General features: G+C 71.9%; 22 protein-coding genes. 16 read left to right on the top strand and 6 right to left on the bottom strand.

Annotated features, from left to right (window positions below; all coding sequences use genetic code 11):
- Positions 1 to 135: 135 nt before the first annotated feature.
- The 5 genes from aroH to der all read left to right on the top strand — a co-directional run bounded on the left by aroH (position 136) and on the right by der (position 4,586).
- Positions 136 to 498 carry a chorismate mutase gene (gene aroH, locus ACGFML_RS09130; protein WP_393541590.1) on the top strand — a complete coding sequence of 121 codons (363 nt, stop codon included), beginning with the start codon at positions 136 to 138 and terminating at the stop codon, positions 496 to 498.
- Positions 495 to 1,580, top strand: a complete 1,086-nt coding sequence (locus ACGFML_RS09125) for a prephenate dehydrogenase (protein ID WP_393541588.1) — start codon at positions 495 to 497, stop codon at positions 1,578 to 1,580. Before aroH ends, ACGFML_RS09125 begins: the two co-directional genes overlap by 4 nt.
- Before the next feature lie 99 nt (positions 1,581 to 1,679).
- A complete protein-coding gene (gene cmk / locus ACGFML_RS09120; protein WP_393541586.1) occupies positions 1,680 to 2,399 on the top strand; it encodes a (d)CMP kinase in 720 nt (239 codons plus the stop codon).
- Positions 2,396 to 3,064: a lysophospholipid acyltransferase family protein gene (locus tag ACGFML_RS09115; RefSeq protein WP_393541584.1), complete on the top strand. Its 669-nt coding sequence runs from the start codon at positions 2,396 to 2,398 to the stop codon at positions 3,062 to 3,064. Before cmk ends, ACGFML_RS09115 begins: the two co-directional genes overlap by 4 nt.
- 58 nt (positions 3,065 to 3,122) lie before the next feature.
- The gene (der, locus tag ACGFML_RS09110) at positions 3,123 to 4,586 is read left to right on the top strand and encodes a ribosome biogenesis GTPase Der (protein ID WP_393541582.1); all 1,464 of its coding nucleotides are present in this window, start codon (positions 3,123 to 3,125) and stop codon (positions 4,584 to 4,586) included.
- 21 nt (positions 4,587 to 4,607) lie between these two features.
- On the opposite strand, the gene ACGFML_RS09105 is transcribed toward der, so the two are convergent.
- Positions 4,608 to 4,952: a hypothetical protein gene (locus ACGFML_RS09105; protein WP_393541581.1), complete on the bottom strand. Its 345-nt coding sequence runs from the start codon at positions 4,950 to 4,952 to the stop codon at positions 4,608 to 4,610.
- A 116-nt stretch (positions 4,953 to 5,068) separates the two neighbouring features.
- Positions 5,069 to 5,878, bottom strand: coding sequence for a hypothetical protein (locus ACGFML_RS09100; protein ID WP_393541579.1), 810 nt, complete (start codon positions 5,876 to 5,878; stop codon positions 5,069 to 5,071).
- Positions 5,879 to 6,163: 285 nt separating this feature from the next.
- Between ACGFML_RS09100 and ACGFML_RS09095 the strand changes: the two genes are divergently transcribed.
- The 4 genes from ACGFML_RS09095 to ACGFML_RS09080 all read left to right on the top strand — a co-directional run bounded on the left by ACGFML_RS09095 (position 6,164) and on the right by ACGFML_RS09080 (position 10,222).
- Positions 6,164 to 6,727 carry a transglycosylase family protein gene (locus tag ACGFML_RS09095; RefSeq protein WP_393541578.1) on the top strand — a complete coding sequence of 188 codons (564 nt, stop codon included), beginning with the start codon at positions 6,164 to 6,166 and terminating at the stop codon, positions 6,725 to 6,727.
- 150 nt (positions 6,728 to 6,877) lie between these two features.
- Complete coding sequence (locus ACGFML_RS09090) at positions 6,878 to 8,137, top strand: glycosyltransferase family 4 protein (protein ID WP_393541576.1); 1,260 nt, start codon at positions 6,878 to 6,880, stop codon at positions 8,135 to 8,137.
- Complete coding sequence (locus tag ACGFML_RS09085) at positions 8,134 to 9,072, top strand: hypothetical protein (protein ID WP_393541574.1); 939 nt, start codon at positions 8,134 to 8,136, stop codon at positions 9,070 to 9,072. Before ACGFML_RS09090 ends, ACGFML_RS09085 begins: the two co-directional genes overlap by 4 nt.
- Before the next feature lie 112 nt (positions 9,073 to 9,184).
- Entirely contained in the window at positions 9,185 to 10,222 is a 1,038-nt protein-coding gene (locus tag ACGFML_RS09080) for a helix-turn-helix transcriptional regulator (protein WP_393541572.1), read from the top strand.
- On the opposite strand, the gene ctaD is transcribed toward ACGFML_RS09080, so the two are convergent.
- The gene (ctaD, locus tag ACGFML_RS09075; RefSeq protein ID WP_393541571.1) at positions 10,113 to 11,792 is read right to left on the bottom strand and encodes a cytochrome c oxidase subunit I; all 1,680 of its coding nucleotides are present in this window, start codon (positions 11,790 to 11,792) and stop codon (positions 10,113 to 10,115) included. The two genes, ACGFML_RS09080 and ctaD, sit on opposite strands and share 110 nt — an antisense overlap.
- 472 nt (positions 11,793 to 12,264) lie before the next feature.
- Between ctaD and ACGFML_RS09070 the strand changes: the two genes are divergently transcribed.
- A complete protein-coding gene (locus ACGFML_RS09070; RefSeq protein WP_393541569.1) occupies positions 12,265 to 12,480 on the top strand; it encodes an I78 family peptidase inhibitor in 216 nt (71 codons plus the stop codon).
- 101 nt (positions 12,481 to 12,581) lie between these two features.
- Here ACGFML_RS09070 and ACGFML_RS09065 read toward each other — a convergent pair whose 3' ends face one another.
- Together ACGFML_RS09065 and ACGFML_RS09060 are read right to left on the bottom strand one after the other, a co-directional pair.
- Complete coding sequence (locus ACGFML_RS09065) at positions 12,582 to 13,616, bottom strand: phosphatase PAP2 family protein (protein ID WP_393541567.1); 1,035 nt, start codon at positions 13,614 to 13,616, stop codon at positions 12,582 to 12,584.
- A gap of 279 nt (positions 13,617 to 13,895) precedes the next feature.
- Positions 13,896 to 15,071, bottom strand: a complete 1,176-nt coding sequence (locus ACGFML_RS09060; protein ID WP_393541565.1) for a hypothetical protein — start codon at positions 15,069 to 15,071, stop codon at positions 13,896 to 13,898.
- Between the two features lie 212 nt (positions 15,072 to 15,283).
- Between ACGFML_RS09060 and ACGFML_RS09055 the strand changes: the two genes are divergently transcribed.
- Positions 15,284 to 16,924, top strand: a complete 1,641-nt coding sequence (locus tag ACGFML_RS09055) for an MFS transporter (RefSeq protein ID WP_393541563.1) — start codon at positions 15,284 to 15,286, stop codon at positions 16,922 to 16,924.
- A 139-nt stretch (positions 16,925 to 17,063) separates the two neighbouring features.
- Positions 17,064 to 18,260: an acyl-CoA dehydrogenase family protein gene (locus ACGFML_RS09050; RefSeq protein ID WP_393541561.1), complete on the top strand. Its 1,197-nt coding sequence runs from the start codon at positions 17,064 to 17,066 to the stop codon at positions 18,258 to 18,260.
- A gap of 48 nt (positions 18,261 to 18,308) precedes the next feature.
- Here the strand turns inward: ACGFML_RS09050 and ACGFML_RS09045 are convergent, their stop codons facing one another.
- Positions 18,309 to 18,755 carry a cell division protein SepF gene (locus ACGFML_RS09045; protein ID WP_393541559.1) on the bottom strand — a complete coding sequence of 149 codons (447 nt, stop codon included), beginning with the start codon at positions 18,753 to 18,755 and terminating at the stop codon, positions 18,309 to 18,311.
- Between the two features lie 403 nt (positions 18,756 to 19,158).
- Here ACGFML_RS09045 and ACGFML_RS09040 point away from each other — a divergent pair, with 403 nt between their 5' ends.
- Genes ACGFML_RS09040 through ACGFML_RS09025 form a run of 4 tightly spaced genes read left to right on the top strand, consistent with a single transcriptional unit; the run spans position 19,159 to position 23,033 of the window.
- Entirely contained in the window at positions 19,159 to 21,681 is a 2,523-nt protein-coding gene (locus ACGFML_RS09040) for a nitrate- and nitrite sensing domain-containing protein (protein ID WP_393541557.1), read from the top strand.
- Positions 21,678 to 22,103, top strand: coding sequence for a roadblock/LC7 domain-containing protein (locus ACGFML_RS09035; protein ID WP_393541555.1), 426 nt, complete (start codon positions 21,678 to 21,680; stop codon positions 22,101 to 22,103). Before ACGFML_RS09040 ends, ACGFML_RS09035 begins: the two co-directional genes overlap by 4 nt.
- A complete protein-coding gene (locus ACGFML_RS09030; RefSeq protein ID WP_393541553.1) occupies positions 22,100 to 22,441 on the top strand; it encodes a DUF742 domain-containing protein in 342 nt (113 codons plus the stop codon). The genes ACGFML_RS09035 and ACGFML_RS09030 overlap by 4 nt, the downstream gene beginning before the upstream one ends.
- Positions 22,425 to 23,033, top strand: a complete 609-nt coding sequence (locus ACGFML_RS09025; RefSeq protein WP_393541551.1) for an ATP/GTP-binding protein — start codon at positions 22,425 to 22,427, stop codon at positions 23,031 to 23,033. The genes ACGFML_RS09030 and ACGFML_RS09025 overlap by 17 nt, the downstream gene beginning before the upstream one ends.
- The last annotated feature ends 21 nt before the right edge of the window (positions 23,034 to 23,054 follow it).

Here is a 23,054-nt window from a genome sequence, read left to right as displayed (position 1 = left end):
GGCGATTGTGGCTGGTCGGGGCGGTGGCTGTCACCGGAATTCGGGCGCCGGGGGCACGGCTGTCGGCGCCGCTGGTTACGCTGATCAGTGCGTATGCGGTCGTGTACGCGGGCACCGGACGCAGGGAGCAGTGACGTGGCGGTACGAGCGGTCCGGGGGGCCGTCCAGCTGGAGCGGGACGACGCGGAGCACATGCGGGAGCAGGTCGCGGAGCTGCTCACCGCCATCCTGGAGCGCAACGACCTCGTGCCGGACGACCTGATAAGCGTGTGGTTCACCGCCACCCCGGATCTGCACAGCGACTTCCCGGCGGCCGCCGCCCGCGGTCTGGGGATCACCGATGTGCCCCTGATCTGCGCCCAGGAGCTGGATGTGACCGGCGCCATGGAGCGCGTGGTGCGGGTGCTGGCCCATGTCGAGACCGGACTGTCGAAGGCCGGGATCGCCCACGTCTACCTCGGGGCGGCCGCGGGGCTGCGGAAGGACATCGCGCAGTGAGAACGGCACTCGTCATCGGAACGGGCCTGATCGGCACCTCCGCCGCGCTCGCGCTGAACGGCCGCGGGGTGCAGGTCTATCTGGAGGACCACGACCAGGCGCAGGCCCTGACGGCCGCCGCCCTGGGCGCGGGCGCCGCGGAGGCGCCGCCCGGGCCGGTCGATCTGGTCGTCGTGGCCGTGCCGCCCGCCCATGTCGCGGCGGCGCTCGGCGACGCCATTCGGCGCGGCGCGGCCCGCGCCTACATCGACGTCGCCAGCGTCAAGGGCGGCCCGCGCCGCGAGCTGGAGGCGATGGGCTGCGATCTGTCCGGGTACCTCGGCACGCACCCGATGGCCGGCAAGGAGCGCTCCGGACCGCTGGCCGCCACGGCCGACCTCTTCGAGGGCCGGCCCTGGGTGCTCACCCCGACCCGGGACGGCGACACCGAGGTCCTCAACCTCGCCCTGGAGCTGGTCGCGCTGTGCCGGGCCGTCCCGGTGGTGATGGACGCGGACGCCCACGACCGTGCCGTCGCCCTGGTCTCCCACACCCCGCAGCTGGTCTCCAGCCTCGTCGCGGCCCGCCTCAAGGGCGCCGACGAGACCGCCGTGCGCCTGTGCGGTCAGGGCATCCGGGATGTGACGAGGATCGCCGCCTCCGACCCGGGGATGTGGATCGACATCCTGTCCGCCAACCCGGGCCCGGTCGCCGATGTGCTCTCCGAGGTCGCCGCCGACCTGGGCGAGACCGTACGGTCGCTGCGCGCGCTGGAGTCCGCCGACGAGGACAAACGAGGCGGCGGCGTGGGCGGCATCGAGGACATACTGCGGCGCGGCAACGCCGGTCGCGAGCGGGTGCCGGGCAAGCACGGCGCCGCACCGGCCACGTACGAGACCGTCGCCGTCTACATCGGTGACCAGCCGGGTGAGCTGGCGCGGGTCTTCGCCGATGCCGGCCGGGCCGGGGTCAACATCGAGGACGTCCGTATCGAGCACGCCACCGGTCAGCAGGCCGGCTTCATCCAGCTCACGGTCGAGCCGGCCGCGGTGCCGGTGCTGACCGCGGAGCTGCGGGAGCGGGGCTGGTCGATCCGGCAGTGAGACCGTGGACGGGGCGGTGCGGGTGAGCCAGTAACCTTGTGCGAGGCCCTCTGTGGGCCATGGACCTCCGCCCCGTGTACAGGAAAGGTGTTCGTCACCGTGGAAACCGCCGCCCGGACCGCCCCGGCTGCAGTGATTGTCGCCATCGACGGCCCCGCAGGCACGGGCAAGTCCAGCACGTCCAAGGCCGTCGCCGCCAAGCTGGGGCTCGGCTATCTCGACACCGGCGCCCAGTACCGCGCGATCACGTGGTGGATGCTGACCAACGGCATCGACATCCACGACGCCACCGCCGTGGCCGACGCCGCCGGCAAACCCCAGATCGTCTCCGGTACGGACCCGGCCGCCCCGACCATCGCGGTCGACGGCCTGGACGCCGCGGCCCCGATCCGTACCCAGGAGGTCACCTCCGCGGTCAGCGCCGTCAGCGCGGTCCCCGAGGTACGCGCCCGGATCACCGACCTCCAGCGCTCCATCGCCACCGAGGCCCCGAACGGCATCGTGGTCGAGGGCCGCGACATCGGCATAACCGTCCTGCCGGACGCCGATCTCAAGGTCTTCCTCACCGCCTCCGCCGAGGCCCGTGCGGCCCGCCGCAGCGGCGAGCTCAAGGGCAAGGAGGCCACGGACCTGGCCGCCACCCGCGAGGCGCTGATGAAGCGGGACGCCGCCGACTCCTCCCGCAAGAGCTCCCCGCTGGCCAAGGCGGACGACGCCGTCGAGGTGGACACCACGGAGCTGAGCCTGGAGCAGGTCATCGAGTGTGTGGTGACTCTCATCGAGGGTGCCAGCGCCGAAAAGGCGGGACTCGCCCGGTGACCGACAGCGCCAAGGCGCCGAGCCTCGCGGGCGCCGGGGTCGGCCGGCGGATCGGCATCGGCCTGATGTACGGCCTGTGGAAGCCGCGGGTGCTGGGTGCCTGGCGAGTGCCGTCCGCGGGCCCGGTGATCTTCGCGGTCAACCACTCGCACGGTATCGACGGCCCGATGCTGATGGGCACCGCGCCGCGGCCGGTGCACTTCCTGATCAAGAAGGAAGCCTTCGTCGGCCCGCTGGACCCGTTCCTGCGGGGCATCGGGCAGCTGAAGGTGGACCGCGACACCGTCGACCGCAAGGCGATCACCGACGCGCTCGGGGTGCTGGAGCGCGGCGGGGTGCTGGGGATCTTCCCCGAGGGCACCCGCGGCGAGGGCGACTTCGCGTCGCTGCGGGCGGGGCTCGCGTACTTCGCGGTGCGCTCCGGCGCCCCCGTCGTGCCTGTGGCGGTGCTCGGCAGCACGGACCGCATGAGCCGACTGCACCGCGGGCTGCCGGCGCTGCGCGGCCGCGTCGATGTCGTCTTCGGCGACGCCTTCGCGGCGGGCGACGACAGCGGACGGCGCACCCGTAAGGCGCTGGACGAGGCGACCGTACGGATCCAGGAGCGGCTGACCGCCCACCTGGCAGAGGCCAGGCGCCTGACCGGGCGCCAACCGACACTTTGAGTAGTGGGGCGCGCACGAGCGCCCCACCGATGACGATGATGAACGAGGAACGGACTTCATGAACGACCAGACCCCCACCGGCGACGAGCACGGTGCGCTGGGCGACGCCGAGTACGCGGAGTTCATGGAGCTCGCCGCGGAAGAGGGCTTCGACCTCAAGGAGGTCGGGGGCGACATCGCTGCGGCCGGCCACGGCCCGCTGCCCGTCCTCGCCGTCATCGGCCGCCCCAATGTCGGCAAGTCGACCCTGGTGAACCGCATCATCGGCCGCCGTGAGGCGGTCGTCGAGGACAAGCCGGGCGTCACCCGCGACCGCGTCACCTACGAGGCCGACTGGAACGGCCGCCGCTTCAAGGTCGTCGACACCGGCGGCTGGGAGCAGGACGTCCTCGGCATCGACGCCTCCGTGGCGATGCAGGCGGAGTTCGCCATCGAGGCCGCCGACGCGGTCGTCTTCGTCGTGGACTCCAAGGTCGGCGCGACCGACACCGACGAGGCCGTCGTCAAGCTGCTGCGCCGCTCCGGCAAGCCCGTCGTGCTGGTCGCCAACAAGGTGGACGGCGCGTCCGGCGAGGCGGACGCCGCGATGCTGTGGTCGCTGGGCCTGGGCGAGCCGCACCCGATCTCCGCGCTGCACGGCCGCGGCACCGGCGACATGCTCGACGCCGCACTGGACGCACTGCCCGAGGCGCCCGCGCAGACCTTCGGCGCGGCCCTCGGCGGCCCCCGCCGGATCGCGCTGATCGGCCGCCCGAACGTCGGCAAATCGTCGCTGCTGAACAAGGTCGCCGGCGAGGAGCGGGTGGTCGTCAACGAGGTCGCCGGCACCACCCGTGACCCGGTCGACGAGCTGATCGAACTCGGCGGCAAGACCTGGAAGTTCGTGGACACCGCCGGCATCCGCCGCCGGGTGCACCTCCAGGAGGGCGCCGACTACTACGCCTCGCTGCGCACCGCGGCGGCCGTGGAGAAGGCCGAGGTCGCGGTCGTCCTGGTCGACGCCAGCGAGTCCATCAGCGTCCAGGACCAGCGGATCATCACGATGGCCGTGGAGGCCGGACGCGCCCTGGTCATCGCGTACAACAAGTGGGACAACCTCGACGAGGAGCGCCGCTTCTACCTGGAGCGGGAGATCGAGCGGGACCTCGTGCAGATCCCCTGGGCGATGCGGGTCAACGTCTCCGCGCGCACCGGCCGCCACATGGAGAAGCTGGTCCCGGCGATCGAGACGGCCCTGGCCGGTTGGGAGACCCGTATCCCCACCGGGCGGCTGAACGCCTTCCTCGGTGAGATCGTGGCCTCCCACCCGCACCCGATCCGCGGCGGCAAGCAGCCCCGCATCCTCTTCGGCACCCAGGCCGGCACCAAGCCGCCGCGGTTCGTACTGTTCGCCTCCGGCTTCCTGGAGGCCGGCTACCGCCGCTTCGTCGAACGTCGCCTGCGCGAGGAGTTCGGCTTCGAGGGCACCCCGATCCACATCTCCGTGCGGGTGCGCGAGAAGCGCGGCAACAAGAAGAAGTAGCGGTCGACCGGTCGCGGGGGCTCAGCGCCCCTGCGACCGGGAGTCCCGCTGTCCCGGCGGCAGCGCCGGCGGGACATGTCCCCGCGGGTGGTACGGCTGCCGGCCCACGACCTCCCAGTGGCCCGTCGAAGCCGTCGTACGGCCCCAGTGCCCGGTGCCGCGCAGCGATTCCGGTACCTCGGCCTCGTCCGTACGGTCCCCGGGCAGAGCCCTGAAGGAGCGGCGGTACTCGGCGTACAGCGCGTCATAGATCGGCGTGGCCGACGTGCGGTCCGGGCGATGCGTCGCCACCGGCTCGTGCGGCGGGCGCATGCCGGGGATCGGGTGCGGGTACTGGGCGCGGGGAGAGGGGTCGTATGCGTGCACGTATGAGCCAACGACACCGATGCTTGCGGGATGCGGCTTTCGCCCGGAAATGGCTGATCGCGGGAGCAATACCGCCCATCGGGTGGTGATGCTCCCGCGATCGGGTGCCGTGCGGTTCAGGTGCCGGCCAGCGGCATCGCCGCGGCCACCAGGACACCCTGCGCGGCGGCCTGCTCCAGCGCCGCACGCATCAGGTCCTCCCGCGGCTGGTGGCCGATGGCACCCGAGGGGGCGGCGTACATCAGCACGGCCTGCGCCTTGGTGGCCGCCGCGCGCCAGCCGTCGGAGACGGCCAGCGGCTGATGTGCCTGCCACCACGCGGACTGGCTGCCGGTCGTGGCCGGCTGCAGGACGGCGTGCAGCTTGCCCATGGCGAGCAGCGCCGACCAGCCCGGGTTGGGGGCGGGGAGCTGGTTCATGTCGGCCACGTCGCCGAAGCCCTGCTCCCGCAGCAGCGTGAGGAACTCGTCCTCCTGGCCCGTCGAGCCGGGGCGGGCGATCGGGCCGTTGGGCTCGACGACCAGCGCCGGGCGCAGTTCGCCCTCGATGAGGACCAGGCCGCAGGTGATGCCCAGCGTCGCCTGGCGTTCGCCGGCGGCGGCCGGGTTGCCCGGTCCGGGCACCGGCCCGGGGGCGCTCTGGGCGGCCTCCTCGCCGGTGATGGAGCGGACGGCTCCCTTGAGCTGTTCCTCCGACACCGGGACGACCTGCGAGGGGATGCAGGTCGCGTGGGCGAAGGCGAGCACCGCGGTCTCCTCACCCACGAACAGCACGGTGCTGGTGCGCTCCTGCTCGCTGTCGCCGGGGGTGCGGCAGGAGGTGCAGTCGTAGCTGCCGGGGGCGTCGCCACCGGCCAGCAGGCGGTCGGCTTCTTCGTCGCCGATCTCGGCGCGAACGTCGTCGCTGACGTCGAGCATGCGCGGCACGGGTGGCTCCTCGATCTCTGAGCGGCGGCCGGGTGGTCTCCCGGCTCGTACAAGGACAACGGGTGACCTGCGGCCGGAGTCACGCGCGGACGGGAACAGAATCGAACCAATCGACGTACAGGGGGGAAGCGCGGAAAGTGCTCCAAAAACGGTCGCATTCGGTCTGTCTTCGAGTGAAAAGCGACCCAGATGGCTGCTATTCATACGCCGGACCGGGTGGAGCCGGCGGGCGCCACGGGCGTGGCGCGATGGTCCGCGGCGCCGACCTGCTTAGCGTCACCGGCTATGTCCGACCACTTCCCGGCGCCGCGGCGCCGCGCTGCCGCCGCCGGGCTGTTCACCGCGGCCGTCACCGCCCTGCTCCTGTGCCTGCCCGCCGGTGCTTCGTCCGCGGCGGACCCGCACCCCGGGGGAGGCGGCAAGGGCGCGGCGGGCTCCCGGGCCTGCGCCGGTGACCAGTGGCCGTGGGGCTGCGTCGCCAAGTGCGAGAGCGGCGGCAGATGGGACGCCAACACCGGCAACGGCTACTACGGCGGCCTGCAGTTCGGGCAGCCCACCTGGAAGGGGTTCGGCGGCCTGGAGTACGCGCGGCGCGCCGACCTCGCCACCCGGGAGGAGCAGATCACCGTCGCCGAGCGGGTCCTGGCGATCCAGGGCTGGGGCGCCTGGCCCGTCTGCGCCAAGCGCTACGGGCTCAGCGGCACGAGCTACGTGCCGCGCACGGACCCGCTGGACCGGGAGCCGGCATCCGAGGAAGCCAGGCGCCGTCCGTCCGTCTGCCTCCGACAGCTGATGGAGGGATGCGGTCTGAGGGTGGGAGGTTCCATGGTGTTGCTACCGATGGCCTAACTTTTTCGGAACAACTTGGCGAAAGCCCCCAACCCGGAACCCCTTTTCGCGGTCCTACCGTTCAGCAGTCGGAAGCTTGACGCCGCCGGGGGGCGCGTCATGGTCCACGGGGGACCACGAAGACCGGAAGACCAGGGGGCACGGGGACGGATGCACATCTCATTCCTGATTCACAACGCGTACGGGATCGGGGGGACGATCCGGACGACGTTCAACCTGGCCCGGTCCCTCGCCGAGCGGCACGACGTCGAGATCGTGTCCGTGCTCCGGCACCGCGACGCCCCGGCCTTCGGCCTCGGCCCCGGTGTCACGCTGCGGCATCTGGTCGACATCAGGGAGAACAGCCCCGGCTACGACGGCGCCGACCCGGCCCACCACCGCCCCGCCCGGGTCTTCCCGGCGGCCGAGGGCCGCTTCGCGCAGTACAGCGAGCTCACCGACCACCGGATCGCCCAGCACCTGCGCCGGACCGAGGCGGATGTGGTGCTGGGCACCCGGCCCGGGCTGAACGTCCACATCGCCCGGCAGACCCGCCGCGGCCCGGTGCGCATCGGCCAGGAACACCTCACCCTGGACACCCACAGCCGGCCGCTCAAGCTGGCGCTGCGCGGCGCCTATCCGCGGCTGGACGCGGTCACCACCGTCACCGAGGCCGACGCCCGTGCCTACCGCCGCACGCTGCGGCTGCCCGGCGTCCGCGTGGAGGCGGTACCCAACAGCGTGCCCGCCCCCGGGCTGCAGCCCGCCGACGGCAGTGGCAAGTGGGTCGTGGCGGCCGGCCGGCTCGCCCGCGCCAAGCGCTACGACATCCTCATCCGCGCCTTCGCCGAGGTCGCCGCGCAGCGCCCCGACTGGCGGCTGCGGATCTACGGCGGCGGCGCCGAGAAGGGTGCGCTGCGGGCCCTGATCGAGGAACTCGGCCTCTACAACCACGTGTTCCTGATGGGTCCGGCCAATCCCCTGGAGCCCGAGTGGGCCAAGGGATCCATCGCCGCCGTCTCCTCCAGCCTCGAATCCTTCGGGATGACGATCGTCGAGGCGATGCGCTCCGGGCTGCCGGTGGTCGCCACCGACTGTCCGCACGGTCCCGGCGAGATCATCGACGACGGGGTGGACGGCAAGCTGGTGCCGGTCGGCGACCCGCAGGCGCTGGCCGCTTCGCTGCTGGACCTGATCAACGACGACGACGCCCGCAGGCGGATGGGCCGCGCCGCGCTCGCGGCGTCCGGCCGCTTCGACCCCGCCATGGTCGCCGGCCGCTACGAGACGCTCTTCGACGACCTGGTCGCGCGCCGGCGGAGCAGCCATCTGCGCGGTACCTGGCACCGCACCCGGGGAGCGTTGCTCAGCGGGGCCTACGTCACCAAGGACGCGGCCCGTGCCGCAATGAGAGGGGTGCGGACGGCATGAACGCCTCCACCCAGCTGTCCGCGACCGAACCGACGACGAAGGAGCATCCGGCCATCGATCAGGAACCCAAGGTTCCGGCGGCCGTTCCCGTGGAGCTGCGGGCCGACTGCATCGCCGACTCCGCGGGCGGCCTCACCTTCGACCTGAACACCCCTCAGGACACCTCCGTCTCCTGGAACGCCGCCCTGGTGCTTCGGCTGCGCGGCGGCGACGGCGCGGACGACGAGGTGCGGCTGCCGCTCGGGCCGAACGGCTCCGGGCGGCTGCGCGCCGTGCTGCCCAGCACCGTCGCCCTCGCCGAGGGCCGCTGGAACGCCTACGCGGACCTGGGCGACGGCCGGGACCCGCGGCGCCTGCAGCCGGGCGTCAACGACCTGCGTTCCCTGGTGGACCGCCGCCCGCTGGCCGGCATCGGCCGGCTCGGCGTGCGCATCCCGTACGCCACCAAGTACGGCAACCTCGCGCTGCGCAGCTGGCTGCGGGGCCCCCACGCGGAGGCCGGCGACATCCTGGTGGCGCCCGACGGCATCACGGTCTCCGGCCGGCTCTACGGGGCGTCGCCGGCGCCCGGCGCCCAGGCCGAGGCCCACGCCCGCCACACCCCGGAGGGCGCCGTCACCGGCTCGGGCCCCGTCACCGTCCCGCTGACCGTCGAGGGCCCGGACTTCACCTTCACGCTGCCCTACGACGAGCTGGCCGGCCGCTGGCGGCACGGCACCGAGCCGTGGGACCTGTGGCTGCGCCCGGTCCCCGGCGCCCGGCCGGTGCGGATCGCCCGCCTCCTGGACGACGTACCCGACAAGAAGCAGGTCTTCAGCTATCCCGCGCTCGCGGTGGCGGCCGCCACCGCACAGGTCAGGGTCGGCCCGTACTACACGCTCGACAACGACCTGGCGATACGCGTCGCAGGCGCGGAAGAGCGGGACGAGGGGTAGCGGAGGGGGCAGAGCCCCGGGGTGCCGGGTGTGCGGACGCCCGGCTGCCGGCCGGGCTCGGAGTGGCGCCTTGCGGACGGTGGCTGTCCGCAAGGGCTGGCAGACTCGGGGCATGTTGGAGACCTCGGCACGACTGTTGCGGCTGCTGTCCCTGTTGCAGGCCCACCGGAGCTGGTCCGGCGCGGATCTCGCCGACCGGCTGGACGTCACGCCGCGCACCGTCCGCCGGGACATCGACCGCCTGCGGGAGCTGGGCTACCCCGTCCATTCGGCGCCCGGGACGGCCGGCGGCTATCAGCTCGGCCCCGGTGCCGAGCTGCCGCCGCTGCTGCTGGACGACGAGGAGGCGGTGGCCGTCGCGGTCGGGCTGCGGACCGCAGCGGCGGGCGGCGTCGAGGGCATCGAGGAGACCTCGGTACGGGCACTGGCGAAGCTGGAGCAGGTGCTGCCGCACCGGTTGCAGCGCCGGGTGAGCGCGCTGAACGCGTTCACCGTTCCGATGCTGGGCCGGCCCGGCGGCCCGCGCGTCGACCCGCACACGCTCACCGAACTCGCCCACGCCTGCCGGGACTCCTACCGGCTGCGCTTCGACTACACCGGGCACGACGGGACGGCCTCCCGCCGCACCGTCGAACCGCACCGCCTGGTCTCGGCGCAGCGCTGCTGGTACCTCGTCGGCTGGGACGTGGACCGCGGCGACTGGCGGACCTACCGCGCCGACCGCATCGTCCCGGCCCCGCCGCACGGCCCGCGCTTCCCGCCCCGTACGCCGCCCGCCGAGGACCTGGCGGCGTATGTCTCCCGGGGCGTGTCCACCCGCGTCTACGCGGAGCAGGCGACGCTGCTGCTGCACGTCTCCGCGGATCGGGCGGCGGCGCGGATCAGCCCGTCCGCCGGGGTGCTGGAACCCCTCGACGAGCACAGCTGTCTGCTGCGCACCGGGGCGCAGAGCCTCGATGTGATGGTGATGCATGTCGTGCTCATGGGCTTCGACTTCGCGGTGCGGGAGCCGCCGGAGCTGGCCGAGCGGGTCCGGGAGATCAGGGACCGGTTGTCCCGCGCGCTGGGAGAGCCGCCGCCCGGGTGCCGGCCTCCGGATGATGCAGGTCGAAGGCCGGGGACTCGGAGCGGATCCGGGGCAGCGCGGTGAAATTGTGCCGCGGCGGCGGCGACGAGGTGGCCCACTCCAGGGAGCGGCCGTAGCCCCAGGGGTCGTCCAGTGTGGTCCGGACGCCGTGCCGGGTGGTGTGCCAGACGTTGTAGAGGAAGGGGAGGGTGGAGATGCCCAGCAGGAAGGAGCCGATGGTGGAGACGGTGTTCAGGGCCGTGAAGCCGTCGGCGGCCAGGTAGTCGGCGTAGCGGCGCGGCATGCCCGCCACCCCGAGCCAGTGCTGCACGAGGAAGGTGGTGTGGAAGCCGATGAACAGCGTCCAGAAGTGGAGGCGGCCCAGCCGTTCGTCGAGCAGCTTGCCGGTGAACTTGGGCCACCAGAAGTAGAAGCCGGCGAAGGTCGCGAAGGTGACCGTCCCGAAGACGACGTAGTGGAAGTGGCCGACGACGAAGTAGCTGTCGGTGACGTGGAAGTCCATCGGGGGCGAGGCCAGGATGACGCCGGTCAGGCCGCCGAAGAGGAAGCTGACGAGGAAGCCGATCGCCCACAGCATCGGGGTCTCGAAGGACAGCGAGCCCTGCCACATCGTGCCGATCCAGTTGAAGAACTTCACCCCGGTGGGCGCCGCGATCAGGAACGACATGAGCGAGAAGAACGGCAGCAGGACGGCGCCGGTCGCGAACATGTGGTGCGCCCAGACCACCACCGACAGACCTGTGATGGCCATCGTTGCGCCGATCAGCATGACGTAACCGAAGATCGGCTTGCGTGAGAAGACCGGGATGATCTCCGTGATGATGCCGAAGAACGGCAGCGCGATGATGTAGACCTCGGGATGGCCGAAGAACCAGAACATGTGCTGCCACAGCAGAGCACCGCCGTAGCGGGCGTCGAAGACCACCGCGCCGAACTGGCGGTCCGCCTCCAGCACCAGCAGCGCCGCCGCCAGCACCGGGAACGCCATCAGCACCAGGATCGAGGTGAAGAGGACGTTCCAGGTGAAGACCGGCATCCGGAACATCGTCATGCCGGGCGCCCGCATGATGGCGACGGTGGTGATGAAGTTGACGGCGCCGAGGATGGTGCCGAAACCGGCCAGCGCCAGGCCCATGATCCACATGTCCGGCCCGATGCCGGGGGAGCGCAGCGCCGAGTTCAGCGGGGCGTAGGCGGTCCAGCCGAAGGACGGGCCGCCGTCCGGTGTCAGGAAGCTGCCGAGCACGGTCAGCCCGCCGAAGAGGAAGAACCAGTACGAGAGCATGTTCAGCCGCGGGAAGGCGACGTCCGGCGCACCGATCTGCAGCGGCATGATCTCGTTGGCGAAGCCGGCGAACGCGGGAGTGGCGAACAGCAGCAGCATGATCGTGCCGTGCATGGTGAACGCCTGGTTGAACTGCTCGGCGCTGACGATCTGCAGCCCGGGGCGGGCCAGCTCGGCCCGCATCACCAGTGCCAGCAAGCCGCCCACCAGGAAGAATCCGAACGACGTGATCAGGTAGAGGTGACCGATCTTCTTGTGGTCGGTGGTCGACAGCCAGTCGGCGAGCACCGCTCCGCGGCGCCGTGCCCTGCTCGGCCGGGCGGCGGGCAGAGCGGTGTCCGTACCCAATCCACTGCACCTCACTTGTCGCGGGTGTACTGGGGACTGGCACATGATGCTCGCGCGCGGGGCGCGGTGCGAGAGGGCGCTCCGGGCCGTTCCGGTGGCGCCCAAGGACCCGGCGGTCGGGGCGATGTGCGGAAAATGTGTGTGGCGTGTGTCTCGTTGGACTTTTTCCCGGCGGCCGGTAAATGACCCCGGGTATGGGAATCCCCGTCCGATACGGCATGAATTTCCGGGCGCCGGTCGATCCCCGATGTTGTGGGCGGACTCCGATTTCCGGGTGATCAAGAGGGAATTCCGGCCGCTTTGTTTTCCACCCGGTTGCCGCGCCGTTCGGTGCGTATGGGTGACGAGAGTTACCGCAAACACGGCGGTGTTGGCTGTGACACAAGTGTGACCAATGAAGGACCGGACGGGCACCGGGGTGTGCGCCGGACGGGCCTTCCGCACACCGGTGCGGGCGCCTACGGTGGCTGTCATGGCACCCGTACCGGATCTTCCGCACACACCCCAGGACGACATCGAGCGCTATGTCGGCCTCGCTCAGCAGGACGCCGAGGAACGGGCTCGAGAGCACGGCTGGACGACGGTCCGGTCGCTGGCGCCGGGCGCGATCATCACCATGGAGTACCTCGTCGGCCGGCTCAACTTCGAGGTGAAGGACGGCCAGGTGCACCGCACCTGGCAGGGCTGACCGCCCGTACGACGAAGGCCCCGGCAGCTCGTGAGGAGCTGCCGGGGCCTTTCGGTGCGGGGTAGCGGGTGTGCGTACCGGCCCCGCGGCCTGTGCGGGCGTCAGCCGTTTCCGGTGCGGCCGCGCCCGGAGGTCGGGCTCAGCGGCGCGGTGCGCGGGACGCGGTCCGCGTGCGGCGGCCGCCGACTGCCGGCCGGGGTGACCGGGGAGCGCTCGGAACGGATGGTGTACGGGCGGGCCGGGTGGTGCGGCCAGCCGTCCTGGGGGCGGGCGGCTGAGTGTCCGCCGGTGGTGGCGCCGATGGTCTCGCGCGCCAGCACCTCGCCGTCCGGGGCGACGCGCTGCCGGGAGACCCCGGGGGCCAGCGCGCCGACCGGCAGCGGTCCGCGCAGCGAGTCGGGGCGCAGTCGCAGCCACAGCCGCAGGATGATGCCCATGAGGCGGTCCTCCACCCAGGTGATCCCGGGCTCCAGCCAGGGCATCGCCAGCAGCACCAGCAGGCCCGCGGCCCAGCCGAGCAGCACATCGCTGACCCAGTGGGTGCCGAGGTAGACGGTGGTCATGCCGACGCCGAGCGCGCCGAGCGCGGCGATCACCGACAAGGAGCGGCGGCGTAGCGGGGTGGTCGCCAGATAGGCCAGGACGCCCCAGGTGACGACGGCGTTCGCCGTGTGGCCGGAGGGGAATATGTCGCCGCCCAGATACATCTCGTTGGCGCCGACCGTGGTCGCGTAGTGCGGGCCGAGCCGCCCCATGCCGAGCTTGGCGGCGCCCACCGTGATGTTCAGCAGCAGCAGCGAGGCGCCCAGCACCAGCAGCGGATGGAGGTTGCGCTGGCGCCAGCAGCGCCAGCCCAGCCAGGCGGCCACCGCCACCGCGGTCGGGCCGCGCTGGCCCAGCACGACGAAGTAGTCGAGGAAGGCGTGGATCTCCGGCCATTGCTTGTAGGGCCGGAAGAACATGACCTGCCAGTCGAGGGTGACCAGCCATGAAGTGACGAGCACTCCGACCACGATCGCGATGTACACCGCCAGCGTGCCGCCGAACAGCCACAGGCGGGTCCGGGTCATCGGGGGCGGTTGAACGCGATCGGTCGGGCGCTCCTCCATCTGGTCGAGCTTGTCATCGGTACGCACTCAATCGACGTTACCGCGTGTGATGTGGGCGCCTGGTCAAACTGTGAGCTTTGTAATGACGATGTGATGTGGAATGCGTCTCGCGCGGGGCTTCGACTCCGGGAATCGGAAGGGAATTCGGCGCGTTTCCGATTCCCCGGCCGGGCGTCCGCGTGTCGTCCGTCCGCCCGCTTATCTGCTTTTCTCCGGTGGAGTTTATCTTCGATTTCCCCCGGCGTTGCGGGGAGTTTCCCTGCGGCGGCCTTTACGGAGGGCGGCCCTCCGGTCGCCCGGTGCCGCTCAGGGCGGGCCGGATCCGTTCAGCCAGAACGCCCCGTAGGCCGCCGAACCGGCCGCGACCAGGCCGACGACCAGCCAGGACCGCCACGGCCGCCATGCGGCGAGCCCCGCCGCGAGCGGCAGCAACAGCGGATAGGCGGGCATCATCAGCCGCGGTTTGGAGCCGAAGTATCCCTTGGCGGTCAGCGCCAGCAGCAGGACCGTGCCGCCGTAGACGGCGAGCGGCACCGGCTGGCCCCGTCGCATGCCCAGGACATAGAGCCAGATCACCAGCGCGACACCGGCCAGCAGGCCGAGCCCGGCCGGGAGCGGCAGGTGCCAGAGGAAGCGGGCGAAGGCGAGGCCCCCGTCGAAGCCGTTGCCCCAGCCGCCCTGGACGTCCAGGTAACCGGTGAGGCTGCCCTGCCGCGCGCCCACCCACAGGAAGTAGCCGCACCAACCCAGTGGTGCCAGCAGCACGCCCGTGAGCATCCCCGGATGTGTCCGCAGCGCTCTGCGCGGCCGTACGCCGGCGGCCCGGTCGTTCCACAGCGTCACCGCGGCCGTGGCCCACACCGCCGCGACGACCGCGGCGCCCACCGGACGGGTCAGTCCGGCCAGCGAGGCGAGCACACCCGCCCACACCCAGCGTCCGGTCAGCGCGCAGTACACCCCCCACGCCGCGAGCGCGGTGAACAGCGCCTCCGAGTACGCCATCGACTGCACGATGCCGACCGGCAGCGCGGCCCACAGGGCGGCCAGTGCCACGCCGGCCCGCGGGCCGTGCACCCGCTCCCCGGTCGCGTACAGCGCCCAGGCCGCGAACAGTGCGGCCGACCAGGCCACCGCCATCCCTGCATCGGCGGCCGACAGCGGCGACAGGGCCGCGAGGCCGCGCTCGAGCCAGGGCAGCAGCGGGAAGAACGCCAGATCGGAGTGCACGTCGCCGTTGGCCAGGTGGACGGTGTAGCCGTAGCCCTGCTCGGCGACCCGGGTGTACCAGAGCGAGTCCCACCGGGCCGTCAACAGGATGTGCCAGTCCTTGCCGTTCGCCGCCGACCAGACCGCGAGCACGGCAACGCCCAGCAGCCGGATCGCCGCGTACGCCGCCAGCGCCGGCGCGGCGCGGCGCAGTGCGGCCCGTACGGCGGCGCCCCGGGTCCGGCCGGGAACTGCGGCGGAGGCAAGATCGTTCATCCGGACGATTATCCAGGTGGCCGAAGAGTGCCGATCGGCGGTGTGCCCCGGGAACGCGGGGGGCTGCGATGCGCGTCTCACCGTGAGGTGGGACACGCGGCACATGGGGGGACTCGCGTAGTCTGACGTCTCAACTCGCCCGTGCCGCCGGTTTCCCCGGGGCGTTGTCGCGCCCTGATCCACGGCCGCGAGAGCATGACAGGAGGAACTGCATGTCCGGGACGACCGCGTCCGGCAGGGGACGGACGGCTGGTGTCGCCCGGCTCGCACACAGCGGTGCGAACCGCTGGACCGTGCTGATCGTGCTCTGCGTCAGCCTGCTCTTCGTCGCGCTGGACACCACGATCCTTTATGTGGCCGTCCCCTCCGTCACCGAGGACCTGCGTCCCGGTCCGGTGGAGCTCCTGTGGATCGTCGACGTCTATCCGCTGATAGCGGCCTCCTTGCTGATCCTGTTCGGCACGCTCGGCGACCGGGTCGGCCGCCGCCGAGTCCTCCTCTTCGGTTACGGCCTCTTCGGCGTGGCCTCCGCCGCCGCGGCGCTGGCACCCAATCCGCAGATCCTGATGGCGGCCCGAGCGCTGCTCGGCATCGGTGGCGCGATGATCATGCCCGCGACGCTGTCGATCCTGCGGCAGGTCTTCCCGGATCGGCGCGAGCGGGCGGTCGCCATCGGCGTCTGGAGCGCGGTGGCAGCGGTGGGCGCCGCCGTCGGTCCGGTGCTCGGCGGCTTCCTGGTGGAGAACTTCTGGTGGGGCTCGGTCTTCCTCATCAACATCCCGATGATGACGGCGATGCTGCTGATAGGGCGATGGCTGCTGCCGGAGTCACGGGGGGAGCGCAACGGCCCCTGGGACGTGGTCGGCGCGGTCGTCGCGGCGCTCGGGGTGCTGGGTGTCGTCCTCGGTGTCAAGCGCATCGGAGGCGGCACGGCCGTTCTGGATCCGACGACGCTCGGCCCGATCCTCGCCGGCACCGTACTGCTGCTCTTCTTCGTACGCCGCCAGCGCCGCCGCGAGCACCCGCTGATCGACATGCGGCTCTTCGCCCGCCCCGCGTTCGGGACCTCCGTCGGCTGCATCGTGCTGGCGATGCTCGCCCTGGTGGGCCTGCAGCTGATCGCCGTCCAGTACCTCCAGCTCGTCCTCGGGCTGAGCCCCCTGCAGACCGGTGTGCGGATGCTGCCACTGGTCTTCGCCGCCATGGCCGCCGGTCTCACCGGCTCGAAGATGCTGCAGGCGCTGGGGCCGCGGGCGATGGTCTCGCTCGGTTTCACCCTGACCGCCGTCGCGGTGCTGTGCCTGACGATGATGAGCGACCAGGACCGCCCCTGGCTGCTCTCCCTCGGTTTCGTCCTGCTCGGCTTCGGCTTCCAGTCCACGCTGTTCGGGGCGTACGAGTCGATGCTCAGCGAGGCACCGGCCGAGCAGTCGGGCGGTGCCGCCGCCATCGGGGAGACGTCCTACCAGCTCGGTGCGGGGATCGGCGTCGCCCTGCTGGGCAGCGTGATGAACGCCGCCTACGCGCCCGGCCTGCGCCATGTCGACGGGGTCTCCGCCCGGGCTTCCGACGAGGCGTCGCATTCGCTCGGCGAGGCGTACAAGGTGGCGGCGGGTCTCGGCCGGTCCGCCAGTTCCGCGCTGCGTGCGTCCGCCCGGGAGTCCTTCGTCCACGGACTGCACGTCACCCTCGTCGCCAGCGCCGTGCTGCTGCTGGTCGGCGCCGGGATCGCGCTGCGCCTGCCCCGCCGGGCCGCCGAGTCGACGGAGCGCGCCGAGGGCGCCGCCGCGGCCGACGCCGCGACGGATCCGGGCTGCGGCAGCGAACCGGCCCCCGCGCGCTCCGGCCGCTGACCCCCGTGCCGCTCACTCCGGCGCCCCGCCGCAGGGTGGTGACCCTTGCCCGCGCGGCGCCGGGGGCCGTACCGTCGGACCGGTAATAACTACCACTGCTAGTTTTACGTGTGAGCGCTGAACCTGCCGGAGGCCCCGCATGTCCGCACCGCTGTCCTCGAAGCTCCCGCCGTTCGACCCCGGCGACCCGCTGGGCATCGACGACCTGCTCACCGACGAGGACCGCGCCGTCCGCGGCACCGTCCGCCAGTGGGCCGCCGACCGCGTCCTGCCGGACATCGCCGACTGGTACGAGCGCGGCGAACTCCCCGGCATCCGCGACCTCGCCCGCGAGCTCGGGTCCCTCGGCGCGCTGGGCATGGCCCTGACCGGCTACGGCTGCGCGGGCGCCTCGCAGATCCAGTACGGCCTGGCCTGTCTGGAGCTGGAGGCCGCCGACTCCGGTATCCGCTCCCTGGTCTCCGTCCAGGGCTCGCTCGCCATGTACGCGATCTGGCGCTTCGGTTCCGAGGAGCAGAAGCAGCAGTGGCTGCCGCGGATGGCGGCCGGCGAGGTGATCGGCTGCTTCGGTCTGACCGAGCCCGATCACGGCTCCGATCCCGCCGGCATGCGGACGTACGCCAAGCGTGAGGGCGGCGACTGGGTGCTGAACGGACGCAAGATGTGGATCACCAACGGTTCGGTCGCCGGCGTCGCCGTGGTCTGGGCCCGCACCGACGACGGCGTCCGGGGATTCGTCGTCCCCACCGACGCCCCGGGCTTCTCGGCTCCCGAGATCAAGCACAAGTGGTCCCTGCGCGCCTCGGTGACCAGCGAACTGGTCATGGACGACGTACGCCTGCCGACCGATGCCGTGCTCCCCGAAGTGACCGGGCTACGCGGGCCGCTCAGCTGTCTGAGCCACGCCCGGTACGGGATCGTGTGGGGTTCCATGGGCGCCGCGCGGGCGAGTTTCGAGGCGGCGTTGGACTACGCGCGCACGCGTGAGCAGTTCGGCCGGCCCATCGGCGGCTTCCAGCTCACCCAGGCCAAGCTCGCCGACATGGCGGTCGAGCTGCACAAGGGTCTGCTGCTGGCCCATCACCTGGGGGTGCGGATGGACGCGGGGCGGCTGCGCCCCGAGCAGATCAGCTTCGGCAAGCTCAACAACGTGCGCGAGGCCATCGAGATCTGCCGTACCGCCCGGACGATCCTCGGTGCCAACGGGATCTCGCTGGAGTACCCCGTCATGCGGCATGCCACCAACCTCGAGTCGGTGCTGACCTATGAGGGCACCGTCGAGATGCACCAACTGGTGCTGGGCAAGGCGCTCACCGGGCTCGACGCCTTCCGGTGAGCGGCCTCCGTCAGCTGCACAGCCAGGGCCTGTCGTTCGGATCAGGCCCTAGCTCTGATTGAAGAAGCCGCCGTTGCGGCGGCCCGCCGTCCCGCCGCTGACGACCTTGTAGTCGGGCGGGGTGAGCAGGAACACCCGGGTGGCCACCCGGTCGATCGAACCGCGCAGGCCGAAGATCAGGCCCGCCGCGAAGTCCACCACGCGCTTGGCGTCGGCGGGGTCCATGGCCGTCAGATTGACGATCACCGGGACCCCCGCCCGGAAGAGCTCGCCGATGCCGCGGGCGTCACCGAAGCCCTCCGGGGAGACGGTGGCGATGCGGGTGCCCTGGTCCTGCGCGGTCCGGTCGGCCACCCGCACCCGGGGATCGGTCACCCAGGAGTCCGCCGGTGCGGCGGACTCGGGTCCCTCGGCGTAGTCGTCGTCGTAGTAGCGCTCGTCATCGTTGTCGTCGACGAGGCCAAGCCAGGCACTCGCCTTGCGTACCGATCCCATTGACGCCTCCTCTCACCCGCGGTGGTGTTCCATCTCTCCGTGTACCACCCCCTATCGTCGTCCATGATGCGGAGGGTGTGCCAAGTGGATAGCCGCCGCACGGGGGGTTCGTGACACATCTGGTGCAAAGAGGGTGGCGCGCCGTCAGTTCCCGCGCCCCTGAAAGAAACTGACAGTGCGATGGGCATCACGGTCGGTGCGTGATGACGATGTCGACAAGTGGTCACGGGGCGTCGGATCCAACCCTTGGGTCGGTTCCGGCAGAGGACCAGGGCAGACGCCGGTGAGCCCGTCGCTGCCGGCGATATAGGCCGATGATCGGGTGACTGACCTGTCGGAGGGTCGTTGAGACGGATGCAGATCGCCTTCTGCATCCCGAAAGTTTCCCTCCGAAAGTAAGCCAGTGGATACACAGACCACGGAAGCCCGGTCCCAGCGCTTCCGAGCGGCGTTCACGGCCACCGTCGTGGCACCCCGCACCATCCGCGCCAAGCTCATCCGCATCCTCGCCGTGTCCCTGGTGATACTCCTGACGCTGCTGGGCTTCTCCGCGGCCCGCCAGGTGGGCGACTACGGCAACGCCAGCACCACCGCCGAGGACGCCCATCTCTCCGCAGCGCTCCAGGGATTCGTCCACGAGCACCAGAAGGAACGCGGCCTGACCACCGGCTATGTCGGGGGGATCCGGGAGTTCCGCGGCCGCATGCACGCCCAGCGCGCGCTCACCGATGCCGCCCGCAGGAAGGTCGCGCACGAACTGGCGGGCCGTCACGACAGTGCCGCCGACTCCGTGCGCGAGGCTCTCGCCCGGGTCGACGCCCTCCCGGGCATCCGCGCCGCCGCCGACAACGGCTCCGGCGAGGTCGGGCGCACGTACAGCTACTTCACCGGCACCGACACCGCCCTGAACCGCCTCGGCCTCGGCCTCGTCGACGTCCGTGACGGCGAACTGCGCTCCGACTACCAGACGCTCCAGATCCTGGGTGACGCAAAGGAGTTTCTCGGCCAGGAGAGCGCCGTCGTGCTGGGCTCGCTGCACGCCGGACGGTTCCGCGGCGACGACCACACCCGCTTCATGACCGCCCGCTCCGGACGTCTCTTCACCCTGGACACCTACCCCCGCTGGGCCGCCCCCGCACAGCGGCGCGCGCTCGACGCCGCGCTGGCCGCCCCGGCCGCCCAGCAGTTCCTCGGCTACGAGCAGGACATCGTGGCCGGCCGCGGCGCGCTGCCCCGGGCCGGCACGGTGCCGCCGGCCGCCTGGTACGACGCGGCGACCGTCACTATCAACGGGATGCGCACCGTCCAGAGCACCCTGGGCAAGGACATCAGGGACCGCGCGAACGTCCTGGAGGAGGAGGCCACCCGCACCCTGGTGCTCTTCGGGCTGCTGGCGCTGGGCTCGGTTCTCGCCCTCGGCGGGCTCGCCGTCGGCGCCGCCCGTTCGGTCTCCGGACCGCTGGGCTCCCTCACCCGGCAGGCCCGCGACGTGGCCACCGACCGGCTGCCCGCCGCCGTCGCCCGGGTACAGGCCGAGGCCGGCCGGCCCGAACCGCTCGGCCCGCTGGCCGTCCCGCGCGGCGCGGGCACCGAGGTCCGCATGCTGGCCGACGCCTTCGACCAGATGCAGAAGGTGGCCTACGACCTGGCCACCGAGCAGGCCGTACTGCGCCGCAACGCCACCGAGTCGCTGGTCAACCTCGGCCGCCGCAACCAGAACCTGGTGCGCCGTCAGATCAGCTTCATCAACCGGCTGGAGCACGAGGACGCGGATCCGGCGACGCTGGCCAACCTCTTCGAGCTGGACCACCTCGCCACCCGGATGCGCCGCAACGCCGAGAGCCTGCTGGTGCTCGCCGGTGAGGCGAGCCCGCGGACCTGGGCCACCCCGCTGTCCGTCACCGATGTGATCCGCGCGGCACTCTCCGAGGTCGAGGAGTACCGCCGGGTCAAGCTGCGGCGGGTCGATCCCGCGTTCCTCAGCGGCACGGTCGTCACCGAGATCGCCCATCTGCTCGCCGAACTGGTCGAGAACGCGCTGAACTTCTCCCCGCCGGACACCGATGTGGAGGTCGAGGGGCGCCGTACCAGCGCCGGCTACCTCGTCGCGATCGTCGACCACGGCACCGGCATGGGCGCCCAGGCGATGGCCGAGGCCAACGTCCGGCTCTCCGGCATCGCCAGTTTCATGGCCGAACCCACCCGCTTCCTCGGCCACTTCGTCGTCGGCGCGCTGGCCCGTAAGTGCGGGATCGAGGTCCGTCTCGGCGAGGCGCCGGCCGCCGGGACCGTCGCCCGGGTGCTCCTGCCCGGCGCCCTCCTGACGGAGCCCACCGCGGCACCGGTCGTACCGGCGGTGCCGGAGGCACGGCAGAAGCCCGACGGACGGCGGAAGCCGGACGGACGGCGGAAGCCGGACGGACGGCGGAAGCCGGACGGACGAGACACGAAGGAGCCCGGCGTGCCGGAGCGGAAGGGCGGCGAGGACGCGCCGGTGCCGGCCGCGGCGCCCGGCGACGACACCGCGCGCGAGCACGCCGAGGAAGCAGATCCGCCCGCCGCCGCGCCCCGACCCCGCGAGGCCGTGCCCGCCGGACCGCGCGGCTCCTCCGCCGCCCGTACCCGCAACGGCCTGGTCAAGCGGGCCAGGCGCAGCTCCATCCAGTCGGCGGTGAACGAGGCCGCGTCGCCGCGCTGGCAGCAGGCGGCCGCGCCGACTCCGGAACGCAGCCCCGACGAGGTGTCCGGGATGCTCGCCACGCTCCGCAGCGCCCATATGCGCGGCGGGATCAGCGTGGAGAAGGAGAAGGAACGGGCGCAGGAGAAGGAGCGGGCGGCGCAGGAGGCGGAGCGGACCGGGGGGCACGGCCTGGCCGGGCAGCCGGAGCGGGCGGCGCAGGCCGCAGAGAAGGGTGAGCAGAAGTGAGCGTCGATCTCCACAACGATTCCCAGACCTTCAACTGGTTGCTGGCCAGCTTCGTCCGTAAGACGGACGGGGTCCGCGATGCGGTGGCGGTCTCCTCGGACGGTCTGCTGATCGCGGTGTCGGAGGGCCTGGGCCGGACCGACGCGGACCATCTGGCGGCCGTGGTCTCGGGGCTCTCCAGCCTTGCGCGCAGCGCGTCGCGGCGCTATGAGTTCGACGGCGTCAAGCTCATCATGATCGAGATGGGCCGCGGTTTTCTGCTGGTCTCGGCGATCCGGGACGGCAGCTGCCTGGGGGTCCTCGCCGACAGCACCGGCGAACTGGGCCTGGTCGGCTACGAGATGGCGGTGCTCGCCGAGCGGGCCGGGGATCTGCTCAACCCGGCGCTGATCGCGGACCTGCGGCAGGTTCTGCCGCGATGAGCGAGGAGCCCGATGAGGACGCGCTGTTCGTCCGGCCGTTCATCATGACCGGCGGCCGGGTCGAACCGACGCACCAGGGGCTGCGCCTGGAGACGCTGGTGGTGGCGGCGCCCGATGCGCCGCTCGCCTCGCTGGAGTTCGAGCGCCGCCGCATCGTCACCCTGTGCGCCCGGCCGACGATGGTCGCCGAGGTGGCGGAGGGGATCGGGGTGCCGCTGGGTGTGGCCAAGGTACTCATCGCCGACCTCGTCGTCGGTGGTCTGCTGGTCTGTCAACAACCCACGGAGCTGCCGCTCCATGTCCTGGAGAGGATCAGGGACCATGTCCGGGCGCTCTGACAAAGCCGCACCGCTCGCCGTGAAGATCGTGATCAGTGGCGGTCTCGGCGTCGGCAAGACCACCTTCATCGGCGCGATCTCCGAGATCGAGCCGCTGGACACCGAGGCCGCCATCACGCAGGTCTCCGTCGGCGTGGACTCGCTGGTCGGCGTGGAGAACAAGACCACCACGACCGTCGCGCTGGACTTCGGCCGGATCACGCTCGATCCGGCGATCGTGCTGTACCTCTTCGGCACGCCGGGCCAGGACCGCTTCTCGTTCCTGTGGGACGACCTGGTCGAGGGCGCGCTGGGCGCCGTCGTGCTGGTCGACACCCGGCGGATCGAGGACTCCTTCCCGGCGCTGGACTACTTCGAGGAGCGCGCCACGCCGTTCGTGCTGGCGGTCAACCGCTTCGACGGGGCCCGGCTCTTCGAACTGGCGGAGGTACGGGAGGCGCTGGGGATCGACGCCGGGGTACCGGCGATCGCCTGCGACGCCCGCGACCGCTCGTCCGTCCGCGATGTGCTGGCCGCGTTGATGGACCGGGTCGTCCAGCGGCATGCGGCCGGCGCCCCGGTGCGGGCGAAGGCGGGGGCGCCGGCCCGCTGAGCGGAACGGGGCGGGCGGGCG

It is taken from the genome of Streptomyces sp. NPDC048650 (assembly GCF_043199095.1).
In the GTDB taxonomy this organism is placed as follows: Bacteria; Actinomycetota; Actinomycetes; order Streptomycetales; family Streptomycetaceae; genus Streptomyces.
The sequence above is the reverse complement of the archived record's forward strand: the minus strand, read 5'-3'. Positions and strand labels throughout refer to the sequence as shown.

Excerpts from the sequence above, each read along its gene's own strand:
- der (WP_393541582.1), top strand. The coding sequence starts at position 3,123 with ATGAACGACCAGACCCCCACCGGCGACGAGCACGGTGCGCTGGGCGAC.
- ACGFML_RS09095 (WP_393541578.1), top strand. The coding sequence starts at position 6,164 with ATGTCCGACCACTTCCCGGCGCCGCGGCGCCGCGCTGCCGCCGCCGGG.
- ACGFML_RS09090 (WP_393541576.1), top strand. The coding sequence starts at position 6,878 with ATGCACATCTCATTCCTGATTCACAACGCGTACGGGATCGGGGGGACG.
- ACGFML_RS09085 (WP_393541574.1), top strand. The coding sequence starts at position 8,134 with ATGAACGCCTCCACCCAGCTGTCCGCGACCGAACCGACGACGAAGGAG.
- ACGFML_RS09080 (WP_393541572.1), top strand. The coding sequence starts at position 9,185 with ATGTTGGAGACCTCGGCACGACTGTTGCGGCTGCTGTCCCTGTTGCAG.
- ACGFML_RS09070 (WP_393541569.1), top strand. The coding sequence starts at position 12,265 with ATGGCACCCGTACCGGATCTTCCGCACACACCCCAGGACGACATCGAG.
- ACGFML_RS09060 (WP_393541565.1), bottom strand. The coding sequence starts at position 15,071 with ATGAACGATCTTGCCTCCGCCGCAGTTCCCGGCCGGACCCGGGGCGCC.
- ACGFML_RS09055 (WP_393541563.1), top strand. The coding sequence starts at position 15,284 with ATGTCCGGGACGACCGCGTCCGGCAGGGGACGGACGGCTGGTGTCGCC.
- ACGFML_RS09050 (WP_393541561.1), top strand. The coding sequence starts at position 17,064 with ATGTCCGCACCGCTGTCCTCGAAGCTCCCGCCGTTCGACCCCGGCGAC.
- ACGFML_RS09045 (WP_393541559.1), bottom strand. The coding sequence starts at position 18,755 with ATGGGATCGGTACGCAAGGCGAGTGCCTGGCTTGGCCTCGTCGACGAC.
- ACGFML_RS09030 (WP_393541553.1), top strand. The coding sequence starts at position 22,100 with ATGAGCGAGGAGCCCGATGAGGACGCGCTGTTCGTCCGGCCGTTCATC.
- ACGFML_RS09025 (WP_393541551.1), top strand. The coding sequence starts at position 22,425 with ATGTCCGGGCGCTCTGACAAAGCCGCACCGCTCGCCGTGAAGATCGTG.